The sequence below is a fragment of the Pseudoduganella albidiflava genome (assembly GCF_004322755.1).
In the GTDB taxonomy this organism is placed as follows: domain Bacteria; phylum Pseudomonadota; class Gammaproteobacteria; order Burkholderiales; family Burkholderiaceae_D; genus Rugamonas; species Rugamonas albidiflava.
In genome coordinates this window covers 2,062,455-2,076,737 of record NZ_CP036401.1, presented here as the reverse complement: position 1 = coordinate 2,076,737, position 14,283 = coordinate 2,062,455, and the positions used below count along the sequence as shown (strand labels likewise).

General features: G+C 71.0%; 7 protein-coding genes. 5 read left to right on the top strand and 2 right to left on the bottom strand.

Annotated features, from left to right (window positions below):
• The first annotated feature begins 52 nt into the window (after window positions 1-52).
• Genes EYF70_RS08765 through EYF70_RS08745 form a run of 5 tightly spaced genes read left to right on the top strand, consistent with a single transcriptional unit; the run spans window position 53 to window position 10,812 of the window.
• A complete protein-coding gene (locus EYF70_RS08765) occupies window positions 53-3,790 on the top strand; it encodes a DUF4132 domain-containing protein (protein WP_131145055.1) in 3,738 nt (1,245 codons plus the stop codon).
• Window positions 3,791-3,792: 2 nt separating this feature from the next.
• A complete protein-coding gene (locus EYF70_RS08760) occupies window positions 3,793-4,908 on the top strand; it encodes an ATP-binding protein (RefSeq protein ID WP_131148979.1) in 1,116 nt (371 codons plus the stop codon).
• A complete protein-coding gene (locus EYF70_RS08755) occupies window positions 4,866-7,547 on the top strand; it encodes a DUF5682 family protein (protein WP_174800392.1) in 2,682 nt (893 codons plus the stop codon). The genes EYF70_RS08760 and EYF70_RS08755 overlap by 43 nt, the downstream gene beginning before the upstream one ends.
• A complete protein-coding gene (locus tag EYF70_RS08750; protein ID WP_131145054.1) occupies window positions 7,544-8,665 on the top strand; it encodes a VWA domain-containing protein in 1,122 nt (373 codons plus the stop codon). The genes EYF70_RS08755 and EYF70_RS08750 overlap by 4 nt, the downstream gene beginning before the upstream one ends.
• Window positions 8,662-10,812 (top strand): SWIM zinc finger family protein, encoded by a 2,151-nt coding sequence (locus EYF70_RS08745; protein ID WP_131145053.1) that lies wholly within the window; start codon window positions 8,662-8,664, stop codon window positions 10,810-10,812. Before EYF70_RS08750 ends, EYF70_RS08745 begins: the two co-directional genes overlap by 4 nt.
• Before the next feature lie 122 nt (window positions 10,813-10,934).
• Here EYF70_RS08745 and EYF70_RS08740 read toward each other — a convergent pair whose 3' ends face one another.
• Together EYF70_RS08740 and EYF70_RS08735 are read right to left on the bottom strand one after the other, a co-directional pair.
• Complete coding sequence (locus EYF70_RS08740; protein WP_165497598.1) at window positions 10,935-11,891, bottom strand: alpha/beta fold hydrolase; 957 nt, start codon at window positions 11,889-11,891, stop codon at window positions 10,935-10,937.
• A gap of 120 nt (window positions 11,892-12,011) precedes the next feature.
• On the bottom strand, window positions 12,012-14,258 hold the full coding sequence (locus tag EYF70_RS08735) for a TonB-dependent receptor (protein WP_131145051.1): 2,247 nt from the start codon (window positions 14,256-14,258) through the stop codon (window positions 12,012-12,014).
• Between the last annotated feature and the right edge of the window lie 25 nt (window positions 14,259-14,283).

Here is a 14,283-nt window from a genome sequence, read left to right as displayed (position 1 = left end):
AATGGTCCTTCCCCATGGCAGCATACGGGCACTCCTGTCCTGTTGATTGCTTATGTTCAAAGCACTGCTCGGCGCCATCGGCGCAACCGTGCGCGTCCTGCGCTCCGATGAATCGCTGATCAAGGGCGGCGTCGCCAGCCTCGATGCGCTCGACACGCCGCTCGGCGCCCGCGCGGCCGCCTTCATCGCCCGTGGCGATGGCGTCGAGGTGCTGGCCGACCTGCAGGCGGCGGCGCCCCGCGCCGGCACGTTCCTCGGCTCGCCGGGCCGGCTGCACGCCACCTATGGCACTTCCGAACAAGGCAACGCGGCCCTGAAGGCACGCGCGGCGCTGTACACGAAAGTCGATGCGGATGCCCCCGACATCCCGGTGCTGGTCCGCCTGGGCAAGGTGCTGGCGGCCGCCGACGGTGGCGCATCGCTGCAGCGCACCGGCGCCGCGATGCCCGACTGGCTGCATTACCTGCTGAACGACGCGCTGTGGGCGACCTGCGAGTGCCGGGGCAGCGTCGCCGACACGGAAACCCGTGCCGCGTGGACCGTGCAACTGCTGTCGGCCATCGTGGCGCATGAGGAACTGCCAGCGCCGCTGGCCCTCGTCATCGTGTTCGAACGCGAAGACGTCTACGACTACTACCGGGACAGGGTCTACCGCCCGCTGCTCGATCCGGCCACGCTGGACCGCTACCTGGACAGCCATCGGGAAGACGTTATCGCGTGCGCCGGGATGCTCTCCGTCGCCGGCAAGACAATGCTGTGCCAGCGCCTTGGCGGCAACCCGGCGCTGGCGGCGGCGTTCGCACCGCTGCTGGTGGAGCTGGCGGTCGGCGACGGCAAGACGGTGCGCGCCGCCGCCGCGCGCTTCGTGACGGCGGACGCCGCCTTCACGGAAGTGCTCGAGCGTGTCCTGGCGGAAGGCCCGGCCGGCCAGCGCGCCAACGCCGCCGAACTGCTGGCACGGGTCCGCGGCGCCGATGCGCTGCCGGCGCTGGAAGCCGCGCTGGCCCTCGAACGGGGCAAGGCGGTGCAGCAGGCGCTGCGCGATGCCATCGGCCGAGTCGCGGCGGCCCGCGATGCGGCCGGCACCGGCTTGCCACCGCCGCCACCGCTGCCCGAACTGGAAGAACGCACGCTGGGCGCCGATGCGCTCGACCTGCTGCTGGCCAATCACGCGGAGCGGTTGCAGGCTCTGCAACGCCAGGCGCGGGAGGAAGCGGAACGCAATGCCACCGCCAAGCATCGCTGGGACTACGCGCAGCGCAACTACGACGCGCAACGGGCGCTGAAGCCGGACGATTTCCGGCTGGCGCTGGCGGCCTTGAACGGCGACACGGGCGAACGGGCCATGAAATGCCTCGCCAACGGCATGGTCCGCTCGACGCTGCAGCACGGCGGACGCCTGGCCGCACGCGCCGATTTCGGCATCCACCAGGCGTTGCGCTGGTTCGTCGCCGCCAGCCGGAACACGCCGTTCTGGTACGACTCCCTTGCGCGGGAATCCATCGGCGACCCGGAACAGGTGGACTTGCGCCAGTTGGCGCAGCTGAGCCGTGCGGCCGGCCTGGCGGAGGACGACACTGCCTTTGCCTGCCTGAACACCCGATGGATCATCGAACCGCCGCAAGCGGTGCTGCCGCCCCATCGGATCTGGCCATACTTCGCGGATCACCCGGAATACATCGACGCGGGCCTGGGCATGGCCGCGCCGCCCGCCGGCACGCGCTTCGAGCCTGAGCTGGGCCGAACGCTGGAAGTGCTGCGCACCTTCCCCGCCATCGCGCCGCGCTGGCTGCCCCGCCTGATGGAACTGGCGCTGGGCGAAGGCAAGACGCACCGCCTGGCGGCCCAGGATGTGCTGGGCGCGGTGCCGGACATCGGCCGCCAGGTGTGCGAGGCACTGGGCTCCAGCAAGCAGGAAGTGCGGATCGAAGCGGCCCAGTGGCTGGCGCGCATGGGCTGGCGCGAAGCGGTTCCCGCCCTGCGCGCGGCGCTGGCGAAGGAAAGCCGCGAATCGGCCAGCGCCGCCATGCTGTCCGCGCTGGAAACGCTGGGCGAAGATATCGCCCCGCTGCTGGCACCGGAGCGGCTGCTGGCGCAGGCCACGAAGGCGTTGAAGGGCAAGGCGCCGGCCGGCCTGGCCTGGCTCGACCTGTCACTGCTGCCCGCCTGCAGCTGGCAGGATGGCACGCCGGTACCGCCGGAGGTCATCCAGTGGTGGGTCGTGGTGGCCTGCAAGCTGAAGGAACCGGGTGGCAATCCCCTGTTCGACCGCTACCTGGCCCTGCTGGACGGCGCGAGCCGCGCCCGGCTCGGCAGCCACCTGCTGCTGCAGTTCATCGCCCATGACACGCGCCATCCGTCCCATGAAGAAGCGGCGGCGCTGGCCAGCCAGCAGGCGCCCCAGCAGCTCGCGCAATACCAGGCGCTGGCGCAACGCTATCCGGACTACTACGCCGAAGAGGGCCGCCTGACGCTGGACCAGGTGGCCGAGCGCATCGCGCGCCAGAAGATGGCCGAATACCTCGGCACGGCGATCGGCGAGAAAGGCATCCTCGCGCTGGCGTCCGGCATGCCGGGCCATGCGATGGCGGCGATCATCACGCAGTACATGCGCGACCATTATCCGCGCCGGGCCCAGGTCGAGGCGCTGGTGGAAGCCGCCGCGGCGTCCGACGATCCGGCCGCCATCCAGTTCGTGCTGGCCATCGCGCGCCGCTACCGCACCGCGTCCGTGCAGGAACGGGCCCGCGTGCTGGTCGAACGCATCGCCGCCCGCAACGGCTGGACACAGGATGAACTGGCCGACCGCACGATCCCCACCGGCGGGCTGGATGAAACCGGCACGCTGCGGCTCTGCTACGGCGCCCGCGACTTCACGGTCACGCTGGACGCGGCCATGAAGATCGTGCTGCGCAATCCCGAAGGCAAGGGGGTCGCCGCCCTGCCCGCGCCGCGCCAGGACGACGATGCCGATGCGGCGCGCGAAGCAAAGCAGCAGCTGGCGCTGTGCAGGAAGGAAGTCAAGCAGGTGGTGGCGATCCAGGCGGCGCGCCTGTATGAAGCCATGTGCGCAGGCCGCATCTGGCCGGCGGCGGAATGGCGCGAGTACCTGCAAGCCCACCCGCTGGCGGGCCGCCTGGTGCAGCGGCTGGTCTGGCTGACGGACGATGGCATCGCCTTCCGCCCCACCGAGGATGGCAGCCTGGTCGACACGAACGACGACGAGGTGACCTTGCGCGATGGCGCCACCGTGCGGCTGGCCCATGCATGCCTGCTCGACGCCGCGCCGGACGGCATGGTATCGAGCAGGGAGGCATCGGCCAAAGCGTGGCAAGTCCACTTCAAGGACTACAAGGTGGTCCCCCTGTTCGCCCAGATGACGCGCGCGCAACCGGCGTTGGACCTGCAGCAAAACCCGGCGCAGCGCGAGATCGCCGACCGCCAGGGCTGGCTGAGCGACGCGTTTACGCTGCGCGGCGCCTTCACGAAACTGGGCTACCAGCGCGCGCCCGCCGAGGATGGCGGGGTGTTTACCTCGTACCACAAGGATTTTCCGGCAACGGGCATCCGCGTGGCGATCGACTTCACGGGCAGCATGCTGCCGGAAGAGAATATCCCGGCCGCCGTCACGAAGCTGGGCTTCTATTCGCTGGCGCCGCGCCGCGCGCACCAGCCGCTGCCCCTGGGCGGCATTCCGCCCGTGCTGCTGGCCGAGGCCTATGGCGACTACCACGCCGTGGCCGGCGTGGGCGCGTTCGACGAACAATGGGAAAAGAAGGCGCAATGGTGATCATGCAAGAAGACACACTCCACGACGGCGATCCGGCAGGCATCCTGCGCAGCAGCGCCGAGCACCGTTACGCGGACGAACTGGCGCGCCTGCGCGACAGCGACGCCGGCACGCGGCCCGAGGGCTGGCAGCTGTCGCCGCGCGCCGTACGCGCCTTCATCCTGGGCGACGAGGCGCTCGGCATCGGGCGCAAGTTCTACGGCGACGATCCGCTGGTGGAGCGCGCCATCGTCACGCTGATGGGCCACCAGGGCCTGATGCTGGTGGGCGAGCCGGGCACCGCGAAATCGCTGCTGTCCGAGCTGCTGAGCGCGGCCATCACCGGCGATTCCGCGCTGACCATCCAGGGCACCGCCGGCACCACGGAAGACCACATCAAGTATTCCTGGAACTATGCGCTGCTGCTGGCCGAGGGGCCGAGCCGGCGCGCGCTGGTGCCATCGCCGCTGTACCGGGCCATGGCCGCCGGCAAGCTGGTGCGGTTCGAGGAAATCACCCGCTGCCCGCCCGAGATCCAGGACGTGATGATCTCGCTGATGTCGGAAAAGCAGCTCATGGTGCCGGAGCTGGGCGACGCGGCGCGCCTGCACGCGCGGCGCGGCTTCAACGTGATCGCCACGGCGAACCTGCGCGACCGCGGCGTGCACGACATGTCGTCGGCACTGAAGCGGCGCTTCAACTTCGAGACCGTGCGCCCGATCGCCGACCACGCGTTCGAGCTGGAACTGGTGATGGGCCAGGTGCGGCGCGACCTGGAAAGCGCCGGCGTGCAGGTCGAGGTGGAACGCGACGTGGTCGCGCTGCTGGTCACCACCTTCCAGGAACTGCGCGCCGGCCGTACCAGCGAAGGCACGGCCCTGAAGACACCCGATGCGGTCATGTCGACGGCCGAGGCGGTCAACGTGGCCTATGCCGCCGCGCTGGAGGCGCGCCATTTCGGCGACGGGCGCCTCACGCCGCGCGAACTGGCCAACCAGCTGCAGGGCGTGGTGCTGAAGGATAGCGCGGACGACCTGCGCCGCGTGCAGCACTATTTCGACACCGTGGTGCAGGAGCGGGCCCGCCGCGATCGCCAATGGAAACTCTTCCGCGACGCCGGGCGCGCGCTGTGGCCCTGAACGGCGCGGTTGCGGCAGAAGGGGTACCGGCCGACGGCGTGCCGCCCGATGTACGCGATGGCTTGGCCAGCCTGCACGGCGGGCACGGCGGACGGCTGTTCTTCGCGCCGGTGCGCCACCACAGCCCTGCGTGCGCGCTGGCGGTGCGCGAGTTGATCCGCGAAGTACGGCCGGCCGCCGTGCTGGTCGAGGGGCCGGACGACTTCGATGCCCTGCTGCCGGCACTGCTGGACGGCGCCACGCGCCCGCCGGTGGCGATACTGAGCCTGGCGCCGCGGCCCGGCGGCGGCAGCCGCCCGGCCTTCTTCCCGTTCTGCGACTACAGCCCCGAATGGGTAGCCCTGCGCGCCGGTGCCGATGCCGGCGCCCGCCTCGCCTTCATCGACCAGCCATGGACGGCGCGCGCGGCGGACGACACCGATACCGCCGCGCACACGCTGATGGCCGAGCGCCACCTGGCCCACAGCACCTACCTGAAGGCACTGGCGGCGCGCAGCGGCTGCCGCGCCCAGGACGACCTGTGGGACCACCTGTTCGAGCTGCGCGGCCCGGTCGCCCTGCGCGACTGGCGCACGCTGCTGGCCGACGTGTATGCGTATTGCGCGATGGCGCGCCACGACTACGAGCCCCAGGTGCTGGAAGCGGAAGGCAGCCTGCCGCGCGAGCGGCACATGGCGGCGCACATCCGCCGGCACCTGCAGGAAACGAACGGTGCGATCGTGGTGGTGACGGGCGGCTTCCATACCCCCGGCCTGCAGGCCATGCTGGCCGAACCCTTGGCCGCGCCGAAGGCGGCTCCCGCGGCATCGCCGCCGCGGCCGCGCGGCGCCGCCGGCAGCGGCAACTGGCTGATCCGCTACAGCTTCGACCACCTCGATGCGCTGAACGGCTATGCCGCCGGGATGCCCGCGCCGGGCTGGTACCAGCGCGTCTGGAACAGTGCCGTCGACGATCCCGCCGGCCCCGCGCTGCACGAGGTGGCCGCCGCCTGCCTGGCGGAACTGGCGCGCGAAACGCGTACCCTGGGGCTGGCCGAGCAGGTGTCCACGGCGGACGTGGGCGCCGCCGTGCTGCAGGCCGGGCGGCTGGCCGCGCTGCGCGGCCATGCCGGGCCGGGCCGGGAAGACGTGCTGGACGCGATCCGGTCGTGCTTCGTCAAGGGCGCGCTGGGCGACGGCATGGCCGGCTTCGATGCCGACGTGCGCCGCCTGCTGTGCGGCCACGCGCTGGGCGACATACCGGCCACGGCGGCCGTGCCGCCACTGGTGGACGATGCGCGGCGCCTGGCGGCGCGGCTGGGCGTGCGCCTCGACGACAGCGCTCCCCGCACCGTGCGGCTGGACATCTACCGCGACGAAGGCCACCGCGAGCGCAGCCGCTTCCTGCACCTGGCCGACTGGCTGGGGCTGGAGCTGGCGCAGTGGCGCGGCGGTCCGGACTTCCTGGCCGGCACCCGGCTGGAGTTGCTGATCGAGGAATGGCAGGTGGCGTGGACGCCGCTGGTCGAGGCCCGGCTGGTGGCCCTGTCCGCCGAGGGCGCCACGCTGCAGGACGTGGCGCTGGCCCGGCTGCGGCGCGACGAGGCGGCGCTGGCGGAGCGCGGCCTGGCCCGTTCGGCCGGCGCGGCCGCCGGCCTGCTCACGCGCGGCTGCCTGGTCGGCCTGCACGAGCGGCTGCCCGACCTGCTGGCGATGGTCGCGGCGCGCCTGGACGAGGATGGCGCCCCGGCGTCCGTGATCGCCGGCTGCCACCAGCTGCTGGCACTGTGGCGGGCCCGCGAGCCGCTGGGCGTGAAGGACGATCCGGCGCTGCACGCGCTGCTGCTGCGTGCATGGGACGCTGCGCTGTATCTGCTGCCGCAACTGGCCGACACGGCGCGCGAAGGCGAGGAAGCGGCGATCGGCAGCTTGCTGTCGCTGCGCGCCTTCCGCCACGCGCTGGCGCACGCCGCGGCGGGCGGCGACGCCAATGACGGCGACAGCAAGGACGACGACAACAAGGACGACGACAACAAGGACGACGACGGCGCCGGCCGCTGGGCGCGCGTGCTGGCGGCGCTGGTGACGGCGCCCCGTGCGGCGCCCGGCATCGCCAGCGCCGCCGCCGTGCTGCTGTTCCTGGACGGCGCGTGGAGCGAGGAGCGCCTGTGCGCCGTGCTGGCAGCCACCCTGGGCCCCGGCGCCGAACGCGACGACGCGGCGCGCGCCCTGCAGGGCCTGCTGGCGGCGGGGCCGGAGCTGCTGCTGACGCAGCCGGCGCTGCGCCAGGCCGTCGATACCGTCATGGCCAGCTGGGACGAACGGACGTTCCTGCGCCACCTGCCGGACCTGCGCCATGCCTTCACGCGACTGAAGCCGGCCGAAACGGCGCAGCTGGCGGCGGCGCTGGCCGTGGCGGACGATGCCGGCCTCGGTTGGCAAGGCGAGCTGGAGGCATCGGAAGCGGACATGCTGGCCGGCGCGGCGCTGCACGCGGACCTGCTGGCGGTGCTGGCGCGCGATGGCTTGCAATCATGGACGAGAACATCCGCAACGACAACGCCAGGGACGATAACGTCAGGGACGATAACGTCAGCAACGACAACGCCAGGGACGGAAAAGCCACGGACGGGCGAGGCGGTGACGGGAGGCGAGCCATGAGCGGCGCCGACACGCTGCGCCGCTGGCGCCTGGTGCTGGGCCGCTATGCCGAGCCCGACACCGGCGACGCGCTGTCCGCCGCCGACCGCCGGGTCGACGATGCGCTCGATTACCTTTACGGCCGCGCCTACGACCGGCAAGGCCTGCTGCGCAGGGGCGGCCAGGGCGGCCTCGATGCCAGCCAGGTCACGGCGCTCGACTGGCTGCAGCGCACGCGCGAGCTGTTCCCGCAGGACGTGTACGAACGCGTGCAGCGCCATGCGCTGGACAAGTTCGGCCTGAACGAGATCCTGCGCGACCCGGCCACGCTGCGCGCGCTGGAACCGGACGAGAACCTGGCGCGCGCCCTGCTGGCGATGCGCGGCCGGCTGGGCGCGGACATGCAGGACGCCGTGCGCGACGTGATCGGCAAGGTGGTGCAGGACATCACGCGGCGCCTGCGCCACGACTTCGTCAACGCCCTGTCCGGCCGCCGCAACCGCTTCCGCCGCTCGATGGTGCCCAGCGCGCAGAATTTCGACTGGCGCGCCACCATCGCCGCCAACCTGCGCCACTACGACGTGGCCAGCCGCCGGCTGGTGATCGAGCGGCCCCGCTTCAACAGCCGCGTCAAGCGCCAGCTGCCGTGGGACGTCATCCTGTGCGTCGACCAGAGCGCCTCGATGCTGGACTCCGTGCTGTACAGCGCGATCGTGGCCGGCATCCTCGTGTCGCTGCCGTCCGTGAACATCCGGCTGGTGGTGTTCGACACGAATGTGGTGGACCTCACGCGCATGGCGGCCGATCCGGTCGAGGTATTGCTGACCGTGCAGCTGGGCGGCGGCACCGATGTGGGCCGCGCCATGCGCTACTGCGAGCAGCTGGTGACGGCGCCGCAGCGCACCATCGTCGCGCTGGTCAGCGACTTCGCCGAAGGCGCGCCGCCCGGAGCGCTGCTGGCCTGCGTGCAGCGGCTGGCGCAGGCGCGCGTGCGCCTGCTCGGCCTCGCCGCGCTCGACGCGCGCGCACAGCCCGTGTACGACCGCGACATGGCGCAGCGGCTGGCCGCGCGGGGCATGGAAATCGCCGCCCTGACGCCCGCCCGCTTTGCCGGCTGGCTGGCCGAGGTGATCGGATGACCGCGCCCTGGGCGGCGCTGTGCCGCAATTTCGACGACGACGCGCTGGCCGCCCTCGCCAGCACCGGCCTGCTGCGCCGCGCCGCCAAGGACGTGGAAGCCGGCAAGGTGGCCTGGGAGGGGCCGGCCGGCCCGGCCGGCGGCACGTTCCGCGTCGATGGCCAGCGGGTCGCCATCGGCGCGAACGGACCGGCCGGCGCCACGTGCGACTGCCCGGCGCCCGGCATCTGCAAGCATGTGCTGGCCGCCGTGCTGTGGCTGCGTACGGAAGAGACCGGTGCCGGCGGCGGCGGCGTCGACAGCGCGGCCAATATGGTCGCCAATGAGGTAGCCAATGAGGTAGCCGGCGGCGCTCGCGCGGCCGTGGCGGCGCCGGACGTGCTGGCCGAGGTGCTCGCGCTGGACCGTCCGGCCGTGCTGAAGGAAGCCGGGCGGGCCGCCGTGCACAAGGCGGCCGCGCTGCTCCCCCGCGCCGGCCCGCCCGACTGCGAAGCCAGCGGCGGCGTGCTGCGCGTCGCGCTGCCCGAGCTGGATTTCACGTGCCGCTACATCGGCGGCGGCGGGCTGGCCGGCATGGTTTCCGAGGCGCCGGCGGCGTCGCGCAAGGCGCTGCACCTGCTGGCGCTGGCGGCGGTCTGGCAGCAGCACGGCCATGCGGTGCCCTGGCCGGCGGACGATACGCCCGCGCCGCCAGCGGGCCTGGCACCGGCCGAGCGGGACTTCCTGGCCCATGCCGGCCGGCTGGTGCTGGAACTGTGCGGCATCGGCTGGTCACACCTGCCGGCTCATTCTCACGATTACGCCACTGCACAACTGCGCGCGCTCGGCACGTCGGCCCGCATCGAAGCCTTTCCCAGGCTGGCCGGCATGCTGCGCGAGCTGGCCGGCACGGCGGCACTGCTGCAGCGGCGCGACGCGCATGCGGACGAGCGCGAAGCGATCGGGCTGGCGGCGCGCATCCACGCGCTGTGCACCGCGCTTGCCAGCGCCGAAGGCGAAGTGCCCGCAAGCTTGCGCGGCAGCGAGCGCCGCACCTTCGCCGATGGGGCCGCACTGCAACTGCTGTCCCTGGGCGCGCACTGGTGGCAACGGCGCGGTGGCGCGCGCGGCCTGGCGGTACCGTTCTGGGACCCGGCCAGCCGCACCATCGTGCAAGCCGTGCTGGCGCGCCGCGATGGCGCCGACCGCGCATTCCATCGCGGGGCCGCCTGGACCGTCGATCCGCTGTGGCAGGGCGTGACGTGCGAGCGCGCCGTCGCCGCCGGGCACTGGTCGCTGCGGGGCGCGCGCCTGTCGGCGGATGGCCGGCTCGGCGTCGGCGGCGCCACCCGCGCCGAACCCCTGCCGCCCTGCGCCGCGGACGACCCGCTCTGGCAAGATGCCGGGTTCGACGACTGGGTGGAACTGGGGACCACGCTGCGTGGCGGCGCCGGGCTGGAAAGCGGCCCTTCCTATGTATTCCTGCGGCCGGCCGGCCATGAAACGCCGCAGTTGCACGAGGCGCGGCAGCGGCTCACCTGGACAGTGCTCGACCGGCACGGCCGCTCGCTCCCCCTGCAGGTACCGTGCGATGTGTTACGCCGCGAGCGCATCGAAAACCTCGATGCGTGGGTTGCCGCGGCCGGCCTCGCGGTGGGCCCGACGGTTGGCCCGGCGGTGGACCGGATCGCCGGCATACTCGCGGCGGTCGAGCGGGATGCCGGTGCCGCGTGGCTGGAACCCGTCTCCCTGCTCATCGCCGGCGCCGGACGCCTGCGCGCCATCGCGCTTGACTTCCAGGCACCGCGCGCCGGCGCCGCCAACCCGGGCCTGCTGGCAAGGCTGGCCCGCCTGATGCGCCCGGCGGCGAATCCCGCGCCGGCGGCCGCCATGGCGCCCTTCCCCGCTATCGCCGCATCGGCCCACGGGCAACGGCTCGGCGCCGTGCTCGCGGTGCTCGAACACCATTGCATGACGGGCCGGCATGCGCCGACGGCGCGCGAACGTCATCAGGTCGACGCCGCGCGGCGCTTCTGGCTGGCAACGGGGCTGGACGTGCTGGTGCATGCCACGGATACCTGGCTCGCCGCCCCGTGCGCCGCCAATGCATTGATGCTGGTGCACCTGTGCCGCACGGCACTCGAACTCGACAGCCGCTTCGGCGGGTAGCGTGGAATTGCCAAATACAGCCGAAAATTGAATCGCGCAGGCCATATCGCCAAGGCCGGATGCATGGCTCGGGAGGTGGCGCACCGTGATGTCCTGCCACGCTTCCGGCGTGCCCGTCAGGTTCACCGCTCGTCGAAGGCACGCGGATCGTTCCTGATCCACCCGGCGAGGCTGGCCACGAAGTCCTGCACATGGCGCCTGTCGCCGCGCTGCAGCCCGTGGCTGGCGCCTTCGTATTCGATGAACCGGAACGGCTTGTCCGGATGGCGCTTGTAGAAATCCTTCAGCGCCCTGCCGGACTCGATCGGTTCGCTTTCATCCTTCTCGCCCATCGCCACCACCACCGGGATGTCCAGCCGGGCGAAGTCGGGCAGCGAGTCATGGAACAGGTGCGAGCTCCAGTAGGCATACGGATGCCCGAAGAACGATTTGTCCAGCGCGGACGGGTCGGCGGCGATGGCGGCGAACTGCTTTTCCAGCAGCGCCCTGGAAGAAGGATTGGCGTACGGCGCGACGCCGCGGTCCGCGAACACGAGGAAACCGTCGGACTGCCGCATGCCGCCCTTGCCCGCCACCGCCAGCCAGCCGACCTTGCCGCTGCGGCCGGCCACGATCGGCGCCACGCGGCCGCCTTCGGAGAATCCCACCAGCGCAATGCCGCGCGGTGCCGAGCGTGCCAGCACCGGTTGCTGCTCCAGGAACGCCAGCGTGTCCCGCACCCGGCGCTGCAGGTTGTCGGCCTGCTCGAATGCCGGCGAACAGGTGCCGGGCTCGCCGGTCGCCCCCTTGCCGACATGGGGCTTCTCGAGATGGTAGACATCCACCGGCGCCGGATACTTTTCAAAGAAATACGGCAGGCGCGAACCGAATTCCGCGCAACCGGAACCGCTGACGACAACGATGACCTGCGCGCCCTCCTGCGCTTCGGTATCGTGCAGGCGGAAGTAGCGGCCCGGCTGGCCGTCGATCGCGATCGGATGTTCTTCGATCACGCGCGCGGCGTGGGCCGGCGCGCCCAGGATGGCGAATGCGGCCGCTGCAAGCAGCGCGTTCCGCCAGGTGGATATCAGGGTCGTCACGGTCAGGGTTCGGCTGGGTTGGTCAATCGGTCTCTCGGCCGCCAGCTTAGCTTCGCCTTGCCATGAATGCAACTCCCCCGGCAGCGCCACCGCCTGCGCTGCCACGAAGGCAGATACGGCTTACAGCTTGCCGGACAGCGTGAAGAACACCTGGCGCGGCGCGCCGGACAGCAGCGTCATCGAGGTGCCCTGGGGGTCGGAGGCCGAGAAGCCGTTCGAGCCGATGGTGCCGAAGTAGCTCCGGTCGAACAGGTTCGTCACGTTCACCTGCAGGGTCAGGTCCTTGACCATGCCGGCCGAGCCGAGGCGGTAGCCGCCGGACAGGTTGGCCACCACGAAGGACGGCACCGAATTGTCGTTCAGGTAGGTGTAGTAGCGCTTGTCCGTGTATTTCGCGCCCAGGCGGGCGTAGAAGCCGTTGGCGTCGTACGCCAGCTCGGTGTTGAACATCTTCTTCGGCGCGTCGACCACCTGCTTGCCTTTCACCGCGACCAGCTTGCCGTTGTCCGTGTAGTTCGATTCGTAGGTGGAATCGTTGTACGTGAAGGTGTTGAACCAGCTGACCGACGGAGCGATCTTCCACACGGCCAGCGCTTCCAGGCCGCGCGTCTCCACCTTGCCCACGTTGACGATCGTGCCGGCGCAGCCGACGATGCCGGCGCAGGTGGCGATCCCCATCTGGCGGTCGTCGAACTTGGCGTAGTAGACGGCGACCGAACCCTGCACAGCATCGCGCTTGAAGCGCATGCCGGCGTCGAACGTGGTCGAGGTCTCCGGTTTCAGGCCGGCGATCGACAGCGCGTAGCCGGCCCGGGTCTGCGAGAACGGGCCGTTCACGCCCGGCTGGTACGAACGCATGTTCTTCGCGCCCGAGGCGAACAGCTCGTCGCTGCGCGACAGCTGGTAAGTCACGCCCGCCTGCGGCAGGAAGGTCTTCTTCGCCGTGATCGAACCATCGGCACGGTCGCCGGTGAAGGTGTGCGCGTCGATCTCCACCTTCGGGCTCTTGAAACCGGCGTTGATCTTCAGGCGGCCATCCAGCAGCGCGATGGTGTCCTGCACGTAGAACTGGCGGGTATCGGTGACGAACGACTGGCGGAAGCCGGTGCTCATCGGGTCGCGCAGGAAGTCGTCGATGTAGCGGCCGTCGGTCACGGCATAGAAATTGCGCGTCAGCTCGTGCTTGTTGCGCTCGGCCCAGAAGCCGGCGTTCAGCGTATGCATGCCCAGTTCCCACGTCACGTCGCCCAGCACGCCGTTGCGGCTGATCGTGTACTCGGTGGTGCGGATCGAGATCGGCACCTCGGCCGACGTGGGGGTGTACGGCGTGTACCAGTGGCCCTGGCCTTCGTTGCCGTGGTGGTAGGCGGTGAGCTTGCCGGCCAGCGCCGGCGCCAGCTGCAGGTCGAGCGTGGCGCCGCCCAGCTTGTCCTTGCGCAGGCCCTGGCCCAGGTAGTAGGCGTCGTCCAGGCTGTTGACCGCGCCGCTGTAGATGCCCTTCGACGCGTTCACGGCACGCTGCCAGTCCGGGTAGTAATTGTCCCAGTCCATGCCCAGGCGGCGCGCCATCTCGTGCGACAGGTCCTGGTAGTCCACCTCGCGGCGGTCCGAGTAGTTGAAGAAGGCCGACAGCGTGTGCTCGCCGATGCGGCGTTCGACCTTGCTGTTGAACTGGTCCTGGTCCTGCGGGCCGGCGCCTTTCCATTTTTCCGAGCGCATGCGCGTGCCGCTGATATAGAACCGGGTGCCGCCGGCGAAATCGCCGCTGTCGAAGCGCACGAAGGTGCGCGCCGTGTCGTCGCTGCCCAGCGTTTGCGCGGCCGTGATGGCCTGTTCGCTGGCCGGGCCCAGCGTGACGAACTGCACGGTGCCGCCCAGGTTGTTGGTCGACGCGGTGCCCAGCGCGCCGGCGCCCTGCGACACGGCGACGCGGCCGATGTTCTCGGCGGAGATGGCGCGGGAAATGTGCAGGCCGTTGTTGTTCCCGTAGCTCATGTCGCCCAGCGGGATGTCGTCGAGCGTGAAGCCCAGCTGGTTTTGGTTGAAACCACGGATCGAGAAGCGCGTCGACCATTCGTAGCTGCCGAACGGGTCGGCCGACTGGAAGCTCACCCCGGGCAGTTTTTCCAGCGTCTTCAGGGGGCTGGTGCCGGGTGCCGCCTGCTGCAGGTCGGCACGGGTGATGTTCTGCACCTGGCGCGACTGGCCGGTGCCCGTCACTTCCACGATCGCCATCGGCGGTGCCCCGGCCGGGTCCGGCGCCGGGTCGGCTGCGAACGCGAGCGACGGCAGCGCGGCCAGCAGTGACAGGCAGAGGGGTTTCAGGCGTGGGCGGAACAGAAGCGGGCAAAGCTGAGGCTGGCGCATCGGCATCTTTCGGTCAAAGTTAGCT

What these genes read in the sequence shown, in the direction of transcription:
- EYF70_RS08755 (WP_174800392.1), top strand. Translation starts at nt 4,866, where the DNA reads ATGGAAACTCTTCCGCGACGCCGGGCGCGCGCTGTGGCCCTGAACGGC.
- EYF70_RS08745 (WP_131145053.1), top strand. Translation starts at nt 8,662, where the DNA reads ATGACCGCGCCCTGGGCGGCGCTGTGCCGCAATTTCGACGACGACGCG.
- EYF70_RS08765 (WP_131145055.1), top strand. Translation starts at nt 53, where the DNA reads ATGTTCAAAGCACTGCTCGGCGCCATCGGCGCAACCGTGCGCGTCCTG.
- EYF70_RS08750 (WP_131145054.1), top strand. Translation starts at nt 7,544, where the DNA reads ATGAGCGGCGCCGACACGCTGCGCCGCTGGCGCCTGGTGCTGGGCCGC.
- EYF70_RS08760 (WP_131148979.1), top strand. Translation starts at nt 3,793, where the DNA reads ATGCAAGAAGACACACTCCACGACGGCGATCCGGCAGGCATCCTGCGC.
- EYF70_RS08735 (WP_131145051.1), bottom strand. Translation starts at nt 14,258, where the DNA reads ATGCGCCAGCCTCAGCTTTGCCCGCTTCTGTTCCGCCCACGCCTGAAA.